At 68.8% G+C, this 13,357-nt stretch carries 16 protein-coding genes; 9 read left to right on the top strand and 7 right to left on the bottom strand.

Features of this window, described 5'->3' with window-relative positions; translation table 11 throughout:
- Positions 1-55 precede the first annotated feature (55 nt).
- A complete protein-coding gene (ilvD, locus tag D000_RS0101780) occupies positions 56-1,909 on the bottom strand; it encodes a dihydroxy-acid dehydratase (protein ID WP_018871838.1) in 1,854 nt (617 codons plus the stop codon).
- An 82-nt stretch (positions 1,910-1,991) separates the two neighbouring features.
- On the opposite strand from ilvD, the gene D000_RS0101775 reads away from it, so the two are divergent.
- From D000_RS0101775 to argA, 3 genes are all read left to right on the top strand, one after another.
- Complete coding sequence (locus tag D000_RS0101775) at positions 1,992-2,264, top strand: heavy-metal-associated domain-containing protein (RefSeq protein WP_018871837.1); 273 nt, start codon at positions 1,992-1,994, stop codon at positions 2,262-2,264.
- 57 nt (positions 2,265-2,321) lie between these two features.
- The gene (locus tag D000_RS0101770; RefSeq protein WP_155999201.1) at positions 2,322-2,756 is read left to right on the top strand and encodes a DUF192 domain-containing protein; all 435 of its coding nucleotides are present in this window, start codon (positions 2,322-2,324) and stop codon (positions 2,754-2,756) included.
- 128 nt (positions 2,757-2,884) lie between these two features.
- Positions 2,885-4,246, top strand: coding sequence for an amino-acid N-acetyltransferase (gene argA / locus D000_RS0101765; RefSeq protein ID WP_018871835.1), 1,362 nt, complete (start codon positions 2,885-2,887; stop codon positions 4,244-4,246).
- 73 nt (positions 4,247-4,319) lie between these two features.
- Here the strand turns inward: argA and dksA are convergent, their stop codons facing one another.
- Positions 4,320-4,745 (bottom strand): RNA polymerase-binding protein DksA, encoded by a 426-nt coding sequence (dksA, locus tag D000_RS0101760; protein ID WP_018871834.1) that lies wholly within the window; start codon positions 4,743-4,745, stop codon positions 4,320-4,322.
- A 161-nt stretch (positions 4,746-4,906) separates the two neighbouring features.
- Here dksA and D000_RS0101755 point away from each other — a divergent pair, with 161 nt between their 5' ends.
- From D000_RS0101755 to murU, 3 genes are read left to right on the top strand one after another with little or no spacing between them, the layout of a single operon-like run.
- Positions 4,907-5,689 (top strand): phosphodiesterase, encoded by a 783-nt coding sequence (locus tag D000_RS0101755; RefSeq protein ID WP_018871833.1) that lies wholly within the window; start codon positions 4,907-4,909, stop codon positions 5,687-5,689.
- Entirely contained in the window at positions 5,686-6,681 is a 996-nt protein-coding gene (locus D000_RS0101750; protein WP_018871832.1) for an aminoglycoside phosphotransferase family protein, read from the top strand. The genes D000_RS0101755 and D000_RS0101750 overlap by 4 nt, the downstream gene beginning before the upstream one ends.
- Positions 6,682-6,684: 3 nt before the next feature.
- The gene (gene murU, locus D000_RS0101745) at positions 6,685-7,362 is read left to right on the top strand and encodes an N-acetylmuramate alpha-1-phosphate uridylyltransferase MurU (protein ID WP_018871831.1); all 678 of its coding nucleotides are present in this window, start codon (positions 6,685-6,687) and stop codon (positions 7,360-7,362) included.
- Positions 7,363-7,384: 22 nt separating this feature from the next.
- Here the strand turns inward: murU and D000_RS0101740 are convergent, their stop codons facing one another.
- The 3 genes from D000_RS0101740 to D000_RS0101730 are packed head-to-tail and all read right to left on the bottom strand — an operon-like array spanning position 7,385 to position 9,267.
- Positions 7,385-7,873 (bottom strand): DsrE family protein, encoded by a 489-nt coding sequence (locus D000_RS0101740; RefSeq protein WP_018871830.1) that lies wholly within the window; start codon positions 7,871-7,873, stop codon positions 7,385-7,387.
- A gap of 19 nt (positions 7,874-7,892) precedes the next feature.
- Complete coding sequence (locus tag D000_RS0101735; RefSeq protein WP_018871829.1) at positions 7,893-8,714, bottom strand: hypothetical protein; 822 nt, start codon at positions 8,712-8,714, stop codon at positions 7,893-7,895.
- Positions 8,704-9,267 (bottom strand): RNA polymerase sigma factor, encoded by a 564-nt coding sequence (locus D000_RS0101730; RefSeq protein WP_018871828.1) that lies wholly within the window; start codon positions 9,265-9,267, stop codon positions 8,704-8,706. The genes D000_RS0101735 and D000_RS0101730 overlap by 11 nt, the downstream gene beginning before the upstream one ends.
- Positions 9,268-9,399: 132 nt before the next feature.
- Here D000_RS0101730 and D000_RS0101725 point away from each other — a divergent pair, with 132 nt between their 5' ends.
- The 3 genes from D000_RS0101725 to D000_RS0101715 are packed head-to-tail and all read left to right on the top strand — an operon-like array spanning position 9,400 to position 12,329.
- Positions 9,400-9,867 carry a hypothetical protein gene (locus D000_RS0101725; protein ID WP_018871827.1) on the top strand — a complete coding sequence of 156 codons (468 nt, stop codon included), beginning with the start codon at positions 9,400-9,402 and terminating at the stop codon, positions 9,865-9,867.
- Between the two features lie 4 nt (positions 9,868-9,871).
- Complete coding sequence (locus D000_RS0101720) at positions 9,872-11,314, top strand: glutamate-cysteine ligase family protein (protein ID WP_018871826.1); 1,443 nt, start codon at positions 9,872-9,874, stop codon at positions 11,312-11,314.
- Between the two features lie 7 nt (positions 11,315-11,321).
- Complete coding sequence (locus tag D000_RS0101715) at positions 11,322-12,329, top strand: M14 family metallopeptidase (RefSeq protein ID WP_018871825.1); 1,008 nt, start codon at positions 11,322-11,324, stop codon at positions 12,327-12,329.
- 39 nt (positions 12,330-12,368) lie between these two features.
- On the opposite strand, the gene D000_RS0101710 is transcribed toward D000_RS0101715, so the two are convergent.
- The gene (locus D000_RS0101710; RefSeq protein ID WP_018871824.1) at positions 12,369-12,578 is read right to left on the bottom strand and encodes a hypothetical protein; all 210 of its coding nucleotides are present in this window, start codon (positions 12,576-12,578) and stop codon (positions 12,369-12,371) included.
- 120 nt (positions 12,579-12,698) lie between these two features.
- On the bottom strand, positions 12,699-13,274 hold the full coding sequence (locus D000_RS0101705) for a nucleoside deaminase (RefSeq protein ID WP_018871823.1): 576 nt from the start codon (positions 13,272-13,274) through the stop codon (positions 12,699-12,701).
- Between the last annotated feature and the right edge of the window lie 83 nt (positions 13,275-13,357).

Genomic DNA, 13,357 nt, shown 5'->3' with positions numbered 1-13,357 from the left:
CTCCCGGTCCGAGCTGCCGCTCAATACATCCTGCAAGCCCGCCGGTTGACCTTGGTCAGTCCTCGAAGCGGGAGATGTCGCGTACCGCGCCGAAGGCGGCGGAGGTCGTCATCAGGGCGTAGGCACGCAGGGCCTGGGTGACCTCGCGCTTGCGCGATTCGGGCTTCCACGCCTTGGCGCCGCGTCCCTCCATCTCCACGCGGCGGGCCGCCAGCGTGGAATCGTCGACGTCGATGCGGATCTCGCGCCCGGGGATGTCGATCACGATGGTGTCGCCCTCCTCGATCAGGCCGATCGCGCCGCCCTGCGCGGCCTCCGGCGAGACGTGCCCGATGGACAGCCCGGAGGTGCCGCCGGAGAAGCGCCCGTCGGTGATCAGCGCGCATTCCTTGCCCAGGCCCTTGGATTTCAGATACGAGGTCGGGTAGAGCATCTCCTGCATGCCGGGGCCGCCCTTCGGGCCCTCGTAGCGGATGATCACGACGTCACCGGCCTGCACCTGATCGCCGAGGATTGCCTCGACGGCCGCGTCCTGGCTCTCGAACACCCGCGCCGGGCCGGAGAACTTCAGGATGCTCTCGTCAACGCCCGCGGTCTTCACGATGCAGCCGTCCGGCGCCATATTGCCGTAGAGCACGGCGAGGCCACCGTCGGTCGAGTAGGCGTGCTCGATGTCGCGGATGCAGCCGTTCTCGCGATCGATGTCGAGGCTGTCCCAGGTCTTGTCCTGGCTGAACGCGACCTGAGTGGGCACGCCGCCCGGCGCGGCCTTGTACAGGGTCTCGGAGGCGGCGGCGTGGCGCATCACGTCCCACTGCTCCAGGGCCTGGCCCATGGTGTCGGCGTGGACCGTCGGGATGTCGCGATGGATCAGGCCGCCACGGTCCAGCTCGGCCAGGATACCGACCACGCCACCGGCACGATGCACGTCCTCCATGTGATAGAGCTGGGTGGCCGGCGCCACCTTGCACAGGTTCGGGACCTTGCGCGACAGGCGGTCGATATCCGCCATGGTGAAGTCGACCTCGCCCTCGCGCGCGGCCGCCAGCAGGTGCAACACGGTGTTGGTGGAGCCGCCCATGGCGATGTCCAGGCTCATCGCGTTCTCGAAGGCCTCGAAGGTGGCGATCGAACGCGGCAGCACGGATTCGTCGTCCTGCTCGTAGTAGCGCTTCGCGAGCTCGACCACGCGCCGACCGGCCTGTTCGAACAGCGACTTGCGCCCGGCATGGGTGGCCAGCAGCGAGCCGTTGCCCGGCAGCGACAGGCCCAGGGCCTCGGTCAGGCAGTTCATCGAATTGGCGGTAAACATGCCGGAGCAGGAGCCGCAGGTCGGGCAGGCGGAGCGCTCGATGGCCTCCACCTCCTCGTCGCTGGCGCTGGAGTCGGCGGCCTTGACCATCGCGTCCACCAGGTCCAGGTGGATGACCTTCTCGCTGCCCGGTGCCTTCACCTTGCCGGCCTCCATCGGGCCGCCGGAGACGAACACCACCGGGATGTTCAGGCGCATCGCGGCCATCAGCATCCCGGGGGTGATCTTGTCGCAGTTGGAGATGCACACCAGCGCGTCGGCGCAGTGGGCATTGACCATGTACTCGACCGAGTCGGCGATGATCTCGCGCGAGGGCAGCGAATAGAGCATCCCGCCGTGACCCATCGCGATGCCGTCATCCACCGCGATGGTGTTGAACTCCTTGGCCACGCCACCGGCTTTTTCCACCTCGCCGGCGACCAGCTGGCCCAGATCCTTCAGGTGCACGTGTCCGGGCACGAACTGGGTGAAGGAGTTGGCGATGGCGATGATCGGCTTGCCGAAGTCGCCATCCTTCATCCCTGTGGCGCGCCACAGGGCGCGGGCGCCGGCCATGTTGCGGCCGTGGGTAGTGGTGCGAGAACGATAGGCGGGCATGATGGAATCTCGTGAACGTTTGTGCAGAGCCAGAATCGTACATAATGAGTCGTACAAACCCCAGTTTCCGGAGGAAACGTTGATGAAAATCGAAGTCGAGAACATCAAGTGCGGGGGCTGTGCCAGCTCCATCCGCAAGGGCCTGATGCAGGTCGAGGGCGTGACCGGCGCCGAGGTGGATGTGGAAGGCGGTGCCGTCGAGGTCGAGGCCCCGGACAGCGCGCGCGAGGCGGTCGCCGCGAAGCTCGCCAGCATGGGCTACCCGGAGACGGGCTCGGTCTCCGGCCTGCGCTCTGCCAGCGCCAAGGCCAAGTCCTTCGCCAGCTGCGCCGTGGGGCGCATGAGCGGCGACTAGCCTGTGAACGCCGGGGACCGGTCCCGCGGCCGGGCCACCTTCTGCGGCGCGGCCTGGCTGTTTCTGGCCCTGCTGCTTCTCGGCATCGGCGGTCTCCACGCCGATGACCGGCCCCTGCCCGTCGACACGCTGGCGGTCGGCGAGCAGACGCTTTCGGTGGAGATCGCCGCGACCGACCGCAGCCGTCGTGTCGGGCTGATGCACCGCGACCATCTGCCGGACGATCACGGCATGCTGTTTATCTGGCCACGCGCCGCGGAGTACGGGATGTGGATGCAGAACACCCGCATCCCGCTGGATGTGGCGTTCATCGACGCGGACTACACCATCGCCAATATCGCCCGCATGACGCCGCACTCCACCCGTATCCACAGCGCCCGGCGTCCGGTGCCGTACGCGCTGGAGGTCAATGCCGGCTGGTTCGAGCGCCACGGTATCAAGCCCGGCGACCGCATCCCCGATCTGGAACGCCTGGTGGACGGGCGCGACTGATCCCGTCCCTCCCCGCCAGGGAGGCGCCGACATATCAGCGGCTCCCTGGTGAGCCCGACGTGCCACGGGGACAGCGGCGCGCGAATTGATAGACTGTCCGCACCGCCGTTCAGGGAATTCGAGCCGCCGTGACCCGCCCCAATCCGCCAGTCGACCACGCACCCGCCACCTCGCGTCGCGCCCCCCACCCCGGGGAACTCGCATGGTTCCGCGATGCCGTGCCCTACATCGCCGCCCACCGTGGACGCACGATGGTCATCGCACTGGCCGGCGAGGCGGCCCTGGCCGCGGAATTCCCGGCCCTGATGCGCGACATCGCGAAGCTCAATGCCCTCGGCATCCGGGTGGTGCTGGTCTACGGGGCACGCCCGCAGATCGAGACCCGCATGCACGAGCGGGGCCTGACCCCGGCCTATGCCCATGGCCTGCGCGTGACCGACGCCCCGGCCCTGGAGGCCGTGCTGGACGCGGTCGGGCGCCTGCGGCTGCAGATCGAGGGCCTGCTTTCGCGCAGCCTGGGGCAGCCGGGCACCGGGAACGCCCGCCTGCGCGTAGCCAGTGGCAACTTCGTGACCGCGCGGCCGCTGGGCGTGCGCGATGGCGTGGACTTCCACTACACCGGCGAGGTCCGCGGGGTTGATACCACGGCGCTCACCGCGCTGCTGGACCGGGAACAGGTCGTTCTGGTATCGCCGCTCGGCTATTCGCCGACCGGCGAGGTGTTCAACCTGTCCGGCGAGGACGTGGCCACCCAGGTCGCCATCGCCCTGAATGCCGACAAGCTGATCTTCCTCACCGAGGCCGGGGTGCTGCGGGATCCACGACATGGCGTGCTCGACCAGCTCACCGTGCCGGCCGCACGCGAGCTGCTGGATACCGCGCCCGACCTGCCGGAGGAACTCGCCAACCACCTGCGCAGCGCCATCGACGCCTGCGGTGCACGCGAGATACGCGTGCACCTGGTGGACCGCCACGACGACGGCGGGCTGCTGACCGAGCTCTTCACGCGCCAGGGCATCGGGACCCTGGTCTCGCGCGAACCCCTGGAACGGCTGCGCGCGGCCACGCTCGACGATGTCGGCGGCATACACGCCCTGCTGGAACCGATGGAAGCCGAGGGCATCCTCGTTCATCGCGCGCGCGAACACCTGGAACTGGAGATCGACCGCTTCCGGGTACTCGAGGCCGATGGCCTGATCATCGGCACGGCCGCGCTGTACCCGTTCGAGGCGGACGCCGGCGAGATCGCCTGCCTGGCCCTGCATCCGGATTACCGCGGGAGCGGGCGCGGGGATCGCCTGCTGCAGGCGATGGAGCAACTGGCGCAGGAACAGGGCATTCGACGGGTCTTCGTGCTGACCACGCGCACCGCGCAGTGGTTTCAGGAACGCGGCTACACCCCGGGGCAGGTGGAGGATCTTCCGGCCAGCCGGCAGGCCCGTTACAACCAGGCCCGCAACTCAAGGGTGTTCACCCGCACCCTGGGGTAACACGGAAAGGGAAGCGCCAGCCGACGCGGGCGCGCGACTCCATCGCCTCACGCCTGCACGCCGGCCGGGCCAGCTACTGCGCGTAGCGGGCCTCGTCGCGTTCGTGGGCCTCCTGCGCCGCCACGCTCAGGGTGGCAATCGGACGCGCCTCCAGACGCGCGAGGCCGATCGGTTCGCCGGTCTCCTCGCAGTAGCCGTATTCGCCGCGGTCGATACGCAGCAGCGCGGCGTCGATCTTGTTCAGCAACTTGCGGTAACGGTCGCGGGTGCGCAGCTCCAGACCGGCATCGGTTTCGTGACTGGCACGGTCGTTGGGGTCCGGTTCCTGCCAGCTCTCGGTACGCAGATGCTCCAGCGTCTGCTCCGATTCCTCGATCAGCTCGGCACGCCAGGCCTCGAGCTTGGCACGAAAGTAGTCCAGCTGGCGCGGATTCATGTAGGGTTCGTCCTCGGACGGACGGTACCCGGAATCCGGGTGGGTCTTGGCTTCTTGGCTCATCTCGGGCCCCTCGCCAGGCCCCCTCCCGCCCCATGCGGTCAGGCCCCGGCGCGATACGCGGTACACCTGTTCGAGTATAGGGCAATCAACCCGTCGGGCGGCAAACGCGCGCGCGTCCGAATGCACAATACAGACAGACAGCTACGAGCCAGTCAGGACGCATGCAACGCATTATCCAGATCAGCGATACCCATCTCGGAGCGGAACCGGGCCCCATCCGGCCGGGATATCCGGACAGCGATGACCAGCTCGCGCGAGTGCTCGCGGCACTGCGCCGGGAACAGGCCAGACCGGATCTTCTGTGGCTGACCGGGGACCTCGCCGAGACCCCGGACCCGCGGGCCTACGACCGGCTCCTGCAGCTTCTGCAGGCGCATGTCGAGGACTGGCCGGTCGGCGGCCTTGCCGGCAACCATGACGACTGGGCGCTGCTGCGCGATGCTCTCTCCGACGCGGGCCACACGCTGGATGGCCACCAAGTCCTCGGCGAATGGCTGCTGATCGGCGTGAATTCGGCGCAGCCGGGCCAGGCCGCAGGGCAGATCAGTCAGGCCGAGCTGGAACGACTGGACCAGCTGCTGAGCGCGCATCCCGGGCACTGGGCCGTGATCGCCATCCACCATCCGGTGGTGCCGGTCGGCAGCGCCTGGATGGACCGCATCGGCCTGCAGAACGGGACGGAGCTGTTCGCGGTACTGGATCGTCACCCCCGCGTGCGGGCGTGCCTGTTCGGCCACATTCATCAGGATTTTCGGGCCCAGCGAGGGGGCATCGAACTGCTCGGCTGTCCCTCGACCTGCGTCCAGTTCACGCCCGGGTCGCAGGATTTCGCCGTGGACAGGATCCACGCCGGTTACCGCGTAATCGAACTCCACCCGGACGGGACGATCACCTCGCAGGTCGAACGCGTGCCCGGTGCCCTGCCCGCAGAGAGCTGGGCATGATCCCGGACGATACCCGCAGCCGCCAGCTCCAGGACTGGCTGGAGGCACAACCGGGCCACTGGAGCGACCTCGCCCTGCTGCGCGCGGATGCCAGCTTCCGACGCTACTTCCGGGCGCGCCACGAGGGCGACCCGGTGGTGCTGATGGACGCCCCGCCGGATCGCGAGGCCACCGAACCGTTCGTGCAGATCGCGCAGCTCCTGCAGAAGCTCGGGCTGCGCCCGCCACGCGTGCTTGCACATGACCCGGCCGCGGGCTTCGTGGTGCTGGAGGACCTGGGCGACAGGACCTTCACACGGGCACTGGCCGAGGGAGAACCCGAGGGCCCCCTGTACGACCGCGCTATCGACACCCTGATCCAGCTGCACCGGGCCTGGCCCCCGGCGGCTGCAGCAGCCCCGGCACTGCCCGCTTACGACCTCGCGCGCCTGCTGGACGAGGCCGCGCTGCTGGTCGACTGGTATGGCGCCGAGGCGGCCGGCGCGCCGCTGCCGACGGCCAGCCGCGACGCCTTCCTGGCCGCCTGGGCGCAGGCACTGGACGCCCTCCCGCCACTGCCGTCGACCCTGGTTCTGCGCGACTTCCACGTCGACAACCTGATGCTGCCACCCGACACCGAAGCCGGGTGTGCGGTACTGGATTTTCAGGATGCCGTGATCGGCAGCCCGGCCTACGACGTCGTCTCCCTGCTGGAGGATGCGCGGCGCGAGGTCTCGCCGGCGACGGTCGAACGCGGGCTGGAACGCTACCTGGCCGGCAGCGGCTGCGAGCGCGAGGCCTTTCTGCGGCACTACCGCGTACTGGGGGCGCAGCGCACCACCAAGATCCTCGGGATCTTCGTGCGCCTGGCCCGACGCGATGCCAAGCCCCGCTACCTGGAACACCTGCCGCGCCTGGAGCGCCTGCTGGCGCGGGCGCTGGCGCACCCCGACCTCGCCCCGGTCCGGGCCTGGTTTCAGCAGCACATGCCGGAACGACTCGGGGAACCCTGAGCGATGCGCGCGATGATCCTGGCGGCCGGGCGCGGGGAACGCATGCGCCCCCTGACCGACCACTGCCCCAAGCCCCTGCTGGAGGTGGCCGGGCGGCCGCTGATCGGACACGCCCTGGCGCGCCTCGCCGCCGCCGGCTATCGCGAGGCCGTAATCAACCTGGCCTATCGCGGCGAGCAGATCCGTGCCGCCCTCGGTGCCCAACAGCACGGGGTCAGGATCCGCTATTCAGCGGAACCGGAAGGTGCCCTGGAAACCGCCGGCGGTATCCGCCAGGCCCTGCCCCTGCTGGGCGCCGCGCCATTTCTGGTCATCAATGGCGATGTCTGGTGCGATCACCCGCTGACCCCGCCCGCCAGCATGCGGGCGACTGGCGCGGCCGCACCCCTGGCGCACCTCGTGCTGGTGGACAACCCCGGGCACCATGCCGCGGGCGATTTCGGGCTACGGGGGGAACAGGTACTGGTGGACGGCGGCACGCGGCATACCTTCAGCGGCATCGGATGGTACGACCCGCGGCTGTTCCAGGGCCTGCCTCCGGGGCGCCAGCCCCTGGCCCCGCTGCTACGCCAGGCCATCGCAGCCGGCCAGGTCACCGGCGAACATTACACCGGCGACTGGCGCGACATCGGAACCCCGGAACGGCTGGCGGCGCTGAACGCGGATCTGCAGCAACGCTAACGCCCGCCAGCGCGGGCCCCTCTCAGGGCTTGATGTAGGTGTATCCGGCGCGCTGCAGGCGAGTCAGCTCGACGATACCGCTGGGCACCACGTCGCGTTCTTCCACCTCGTGGAGATCCTCGCGCGCAAGCCCCCGCGACGCCAGCGTATTGCCGCAGACCAGGAAGCGGACATCCTGCAGCTTGAGGGTGTTGACGGTGCTGCGCAGATCCGGATCGGAACGGGCATGCTGCAGCAGGCTGATACCGCTGCCATGCATCAGCACCTTGATCCGCAGCGCCTGCTCGCCCGGGGTCCCGTCGATATGGTTCTGCAAATTGCGCAGGGCATTGAGGTGCAGTTCCAGGTCATCGGTGTTGATGTGATAAACGACCCGCAGTGGCTCGTCCGCGGCAGGGGCCTTGGCCACCGCAGCGAACAACAAGGCACTCGCACCGCCGGCCACCAGCATTAACAGAAACGCCCCGGCCAGAAGCCAGCCGGGGCGTTGCATGCGTTCGTGCGTATCCATGGGCGCCGGAACGGCCGGGTCAGACCTTGATATAGATCCAGCCCTCGGCCTGACGGCGAGCCGCCTCGGCGACGCCGGAATCAATCAGCTCGGCCTGCGGCAGGATATCCACGGACCCGCCCTCCTCGCGCGCCAAACGATTGAGGGTCTGCGCGCACGCGGTGAAACGCAGCGTCGGGTAGTCCTGCGCCATGTCCGCCACGCGCTCCGGGTAGGGCGCGCTGTCGGCACGCAGCAGGTCCATCGCGTTGTTATGCACCACCACCTGGACGTTCAGCTCGCGACCCTGGGAGGCCGCCTCGCGGTACATGCTTTCGATATCGTCCAGGAGCTCCGCCATCGCGCGCCTGTCCGCCTCGTTGATGTGCAGCAGGATCTGGTCGGTCTTGGTGGCCGAGAAGATCTGCTGCGGGGCGGCCGCGCCGCCGGCGTCATCGTCGGCCGCCGCCACCCGGGCCGGGGCCCCGGGCTCCTGCCCGGAGAGCTGCGCGGACGAACCGCTGAACAGGCCGGCGTCGCGGGTGATCTCGTAGCCGCCCAGCGAGCCGATCACCAGTGCCAGCACCCCGGCCGCCACCGAAGGGAACCAGGCCGAGCGTCCGCCGCGCGACAGCCGGCAGCGGCCGCCGCCACTGGCCTGCCCCGCCGGCACGTCCTCGTAGGCCATGCTGACCAGCTCCTTGAGCTGGTGCATGTCACACACCTCGCGGCTCAGATGCTCACTGGAGGCAATCGTCTTCAGGGTGTACAGCCGGTCTTCCGGGGAGAACTCACCATCCACGAAGGCATTCAGGATCTCCTCGCTGGGACGGTTCTTCGCGCTCAGTCGATCATTCGACATGCCGATTCCTCACTACCTTGAGATAGGGTGCATCGGCCGCTTTCCCCGTGTCGGCCTGCTGCTCCAGCAGCACCTTCTTCAACTGCGCCCGAGCCCGGCTCAGACGGCTCATCACGGTGCCGATCGGTACATCCAGCACCTCCGAGACCTCGGAATAGGCAAAGCCCTCGAGGTCAACCAGCGCGACCACCTGTCGGTGATCGGTACTGAGCTGGGCCATGGCCCGGTGGACATCCGCAATCATGCGGTTGCGCTCGGTCTGCTGCTCCGGGCAGTCCTCGCAGGACAGCTCCATGCTGTCCACATCCACCGTGTCCTTCTGCCGCCGCCCCCAGTCGCGGTAGCAGTTGGTCATGATCCGGAACACCCAGGCCTTCAGGGCGCTCTCGTCCTGCAATGACTTCAGGCGGGTCAGCGCCTTCATCATCGCCTCCTGCACCAGATCATCCGCCAGCGCCGCGTCGTGACACCACGCAAATGCCATGCGGTACATCTGTGGCCGCAGGTCGCAAACCTTCTGGCGCAGCCTGCGCTGCGCAAACCAGGTCGCCATGTTGTCTCCTCCATCCGCAGGCCGTACGTGCGGCCTTGCTTGTTCTTGTACCCTGTAGGACGCTACGGGGCACCGGGCTATTCCGGCCCCGCGCCCCGCGCGCATCCCGCACCTGTGCACTCAGGATACGCCATGCCATTCGATCCGCAAAAACTGGAGCGCGCGTTCGCGTTTGACCCGGACACGGTGCGCGCGCTGCGCGAACACTGGTCGCACCTGATCACCCAGGCGGTCTGGGGCGAGCTCAAGACCGGGACCATCGGGGCCGTGCCGCGCCTGCGCAAACGCCTGCTGGAACTGGGCGAGAATCTGCGTTCCCTGCTGTCCGACCGCGCCTGGATCCCGCATGAACGCGAGCGCGTGAAGGGGGCGATGGCCGCCAGCCTCAACCTGCGCGACAGCCTGCAGCAGACCGACCGGGCAGCCAAGCTGCTCAACGGCGGGGCCGACTTCGCAGCCTTCGAGGCCGACTACCTCGCCTTCCGCAAGACCCTGCTGGCGTTCGTCGAGCACCACGAGAAGATCTGGGGCGACCTCCTGGAAAGCCTGTACGACGACACCCCCGACGACGCGTCCAACGAAGATCAGGACAAGGACTAGACCATTGGGCCGCGAGATCCGCGAGGAGCACTTCGGCGAGGCGGATCACGAGCGCTTTCGCGCGGCCCTCGCCGACGAGACCGCGCGACTGCTGGATTGGCTGGCACAATCGCAACCGCCCCCCGGCCCCAGCCCGCCACCACGCCTGGGCTTCGAGATCGAGGCCTGGCTGTGCGACTCCCACGGGCGACCGCTGGCGGTCAACGATGCCTTCCTGGAGGCCATGGCCAGCCCGCTGGCCACGCTCGAACTCGCGCAGTTCAATGTCGAACTGAACAGCAGCGTGTTCCGCGCCGGGCCGGGCTGCTTTCGCGCCATCCGCGATGAACTGGAGGCCACCCTCCAGCAGGCGCGACGCGCCGCGCGCCACTCCGGCGCCGGCCTGCTGATGGCCGGCAGCCTGCCGACCCTGGAACCGGCGGACCTCGGGCTCCAGCACATGTCGCACCAGGCCCGTTACCGGGCCCTGAACGCGGCGATCCTCGAACAGCGCGAGCAGCGCCCGCTCGAGGTGGATATCGTCGGCCATGAACACCTCCGGCACCGGCATTCGGACGTGATGCTGGAGGCCGCTGCGACCTCCTTCCAGGTGCATATCGAGACCCGGCCGGACATCGCCCATCATGCCTACAACGCCGCCCTGATGGCCGCGGCGCCGGTACTGGCCGTCGCCGGCAACACGCCCTATATCTTCGGCCATGACCTGTGGGCCGAGAGCCGGATCCCGCTGTTCGAGCAGGCGGTGGAGGTGGGCGGCTTTGCCGCCTCCGCGCGCGGCCCCATTCGACGCGTGACCTTCGGCACCGGCTACCTGCACGACTCCATCGGGGAGCTGTTCACGGAAAACCTCGAGCACTTCCCCGTGCTGCTGCCGGTCGCACTGGAGGACCCGCCCGACCAGCTGCCCCACCTGGCCTTCCACAACGGCACCATCTGGCGCTGGAACCGGCCGATTATCGGCTGCGATGGCGACGGCCGCCGCAGCCTGCGCCTGGAGTTTCGCTGCCTGCCCGCCGGCCCCTCCCTGACCGACATGCTGGCCAACACCGCTTTTGCCCTCGGCCTGATCGAGCATCTGGTCGCGGAGTCGGCAACCGCCACCGCGGCGTTGCCGTTTTCCGCGGCGCGGGACAACTTCTACAATGCGGCGCGCTACGGCCTGGAGGCACGCCTGCACTGGGACGACGGCGACCCGGTCCCGGCCCCGCGCCGGATCCTGCGTGAACTGCTGCCGCAGGCGGTCGCCGGGCTGGACCGCCTCGGGATCGACGCGGGCGAACGCGACGCCCTGCTGGCGGTGATCGCCGCGCGCGTGGAGAACCGCCAGACCGGGGCGCAATGGCAGCGCGCATGGGTCGCCCGGCACGGCCGCGACTGGCCCGGCCTGGTGAGCGCCTACCGCGGCTGGCAGAGCACCGGCGAACCCGTACACACCTGGGGACTGTAGGACAACCGTGAGCGACATCCGCGAATACTTCGAACTACCCGACGGCTTTCTCGAGGCCACCCCCGAGACCCTGCACCAGTGCGTGCCCGGGCCGGCACTGATCCACCTCGCGGGACAGCGCGAACCCGCCGTGGCCGTGGTCCTGCTGCTGCACGGCAACGAGCCGGTGGGCCTGCATGCGGTGCAGACCCTGCTGCGTCACTACACCGGGCGCCCCCTGCCGCGGGCACTCACCCTGGTGGTCGGCAACCCGCAGGCGGCCGCGCTGAACCAGCGGCACCTGGACGACCAGCCGGATTTCAACCGCATCTGGCCGGGGACGGAACAGGGCGGCTCGCGCGAGGCGGAAACCTTCGCCGAGCTGTGCCGGCGCCTGGAGGCGCGCGGCCTGTTTGCCGCGATCGACCTACACAACAACACCGGGCGCAATCCGCACTACGCCTGCATCAACCGCCTGGACACGCCGTTTCTGAATCTCGCCGCGCTGTTCGGGCGCACGGTGGTCTACTTCACCCGCCCCCGCGGGGTGGCCTCCATGGCGCTGGCGCGGATCGCACCCGCCGTGACCCTGGAATGCGGCCATCCCGGGGATGCGGCGGGCGTGGATCACGCGCGCGAGATGATCGACGCGGTCCTGCACCTGGACCACTTTGCGACGGAACCGCCGCGCAGCGGGGCCATCGAGATCTTCCACACCGTGGCGCAGGTCCGGGTGCGGCCGGGTCTGCAGGCCGGGCTCGACGCCCACAACGATGTGCGCCTGGAACCCGACCTCGACAGCCTCAACTTCCAGCTGCTGGCGGCCGGATCGCGGCTGGTCCGTGCGCACGCGGATGCGGAGGATCCGCTGCTCGCAATCGCGGAAGACGGCTCCGAGGTCACCGGGGAGTATCTGGAACGGGTCGGCCAGGAAATTCGGCTCCGGCGCCCGGCCATGCCGTCCATGCTGACGCTGGACAGCCGGGTGATCGCACAGGACTGTCTGTGCTACCTGATGGAGCCGCTGACCCTATGATTCAACGCCCGCAGGAAGCGGGCGTCGCCGGGGTAGTGCTCAGGCGTCGCGTTCGACGCGCTCGAGCACCTGGGCGACGTGATCGCCCTTGCGGTAATTCGGGAGGTCGCGCTGCATGTCGGCCAGGGCCTTCTCGCGAGCGGCCGCGCTGTCATACCAGCGGTAGGATTCCCAGTCGGGGCCCAGCAAGTGCGGCATGGCCAGGGTGCTGCCCTCGGGCAGGCGGATACGGATACCGTAGCGTTTCATGGGGTTCGTCCGAGGTTGGTCCGGTAAGCGCCGCGCAGGACGCGGTCCGGCGCGCAGTCTAGCCGACCCCCGGAAGGCCCGGCAACACGCCGGGTACGCCCCGGCACCAAGCTCGCGCATTCACTCCGAATGGTGGGAGCGCAGCCCCTGCCAGTCCTCCAGATCGAGTTGCGGCTGCTCTGCGCGGTAGCGCGCGTAGTCTTCGATACCCTGCGGATCCTCGAGGATGTCGACGCGCACCCCGTGCTCGCGCAGCAGCGGCTCCGTGCCCGAGGCGTTCGTGACATCGCCCACGACCACCCGCGCAAACCCGCGCATGTACAGCAGAGTGGCGCAGACCGCACAGGGACTGAGCGAGGTATACAGCGTGGTGTGACCGAAATCGATCCGGCCGGCATCGCGAATGGCAGCGGTCTCGCCATGGTTGTAGGGGTGGCCTTCCTGGACGAGCGTGTTGTGCCCCTTGCCCACGATCCATCCGCTCGCGTGATCCACGATAACCGCCCCGATGGGACAACCACCTTCGGAGCGACTCTTGCGGGCCAGCAGCACCGCGATTCGCATGAAATCGGCATCCCGCAGGCGCCGGGCGAAGGCGTCATCCATCAGGACCGGCAGGCTCGCCGTCGGCATGTGTGCAATCGCGGTCAGCACCGTATCCGTAACCGGCGTGGCCGCATCGAGGAGTGTGGGCATCGGCATCGTCCTGGCGTAATCGGGGTGACTGAAGGGCCGCCGCAAGCGGCGCTGCGGCCATCAATGGTAACGGCTTTGCGCAT

The organism is Thioalkalivibrio sp. ALJ16 (genome assembly GCF_000377345.1).
In the GTDB taxonomy this organism is placed as follows: Bacteria; Pseudomonadota; Gammaproteobacteria; order Ectothiorhodospirales; family Ectothiorhodospiraceae; genus Thioalkalivibrio.
This window is presented reverse-complemented; position numbering and strand designations above follow the sequence as displayed.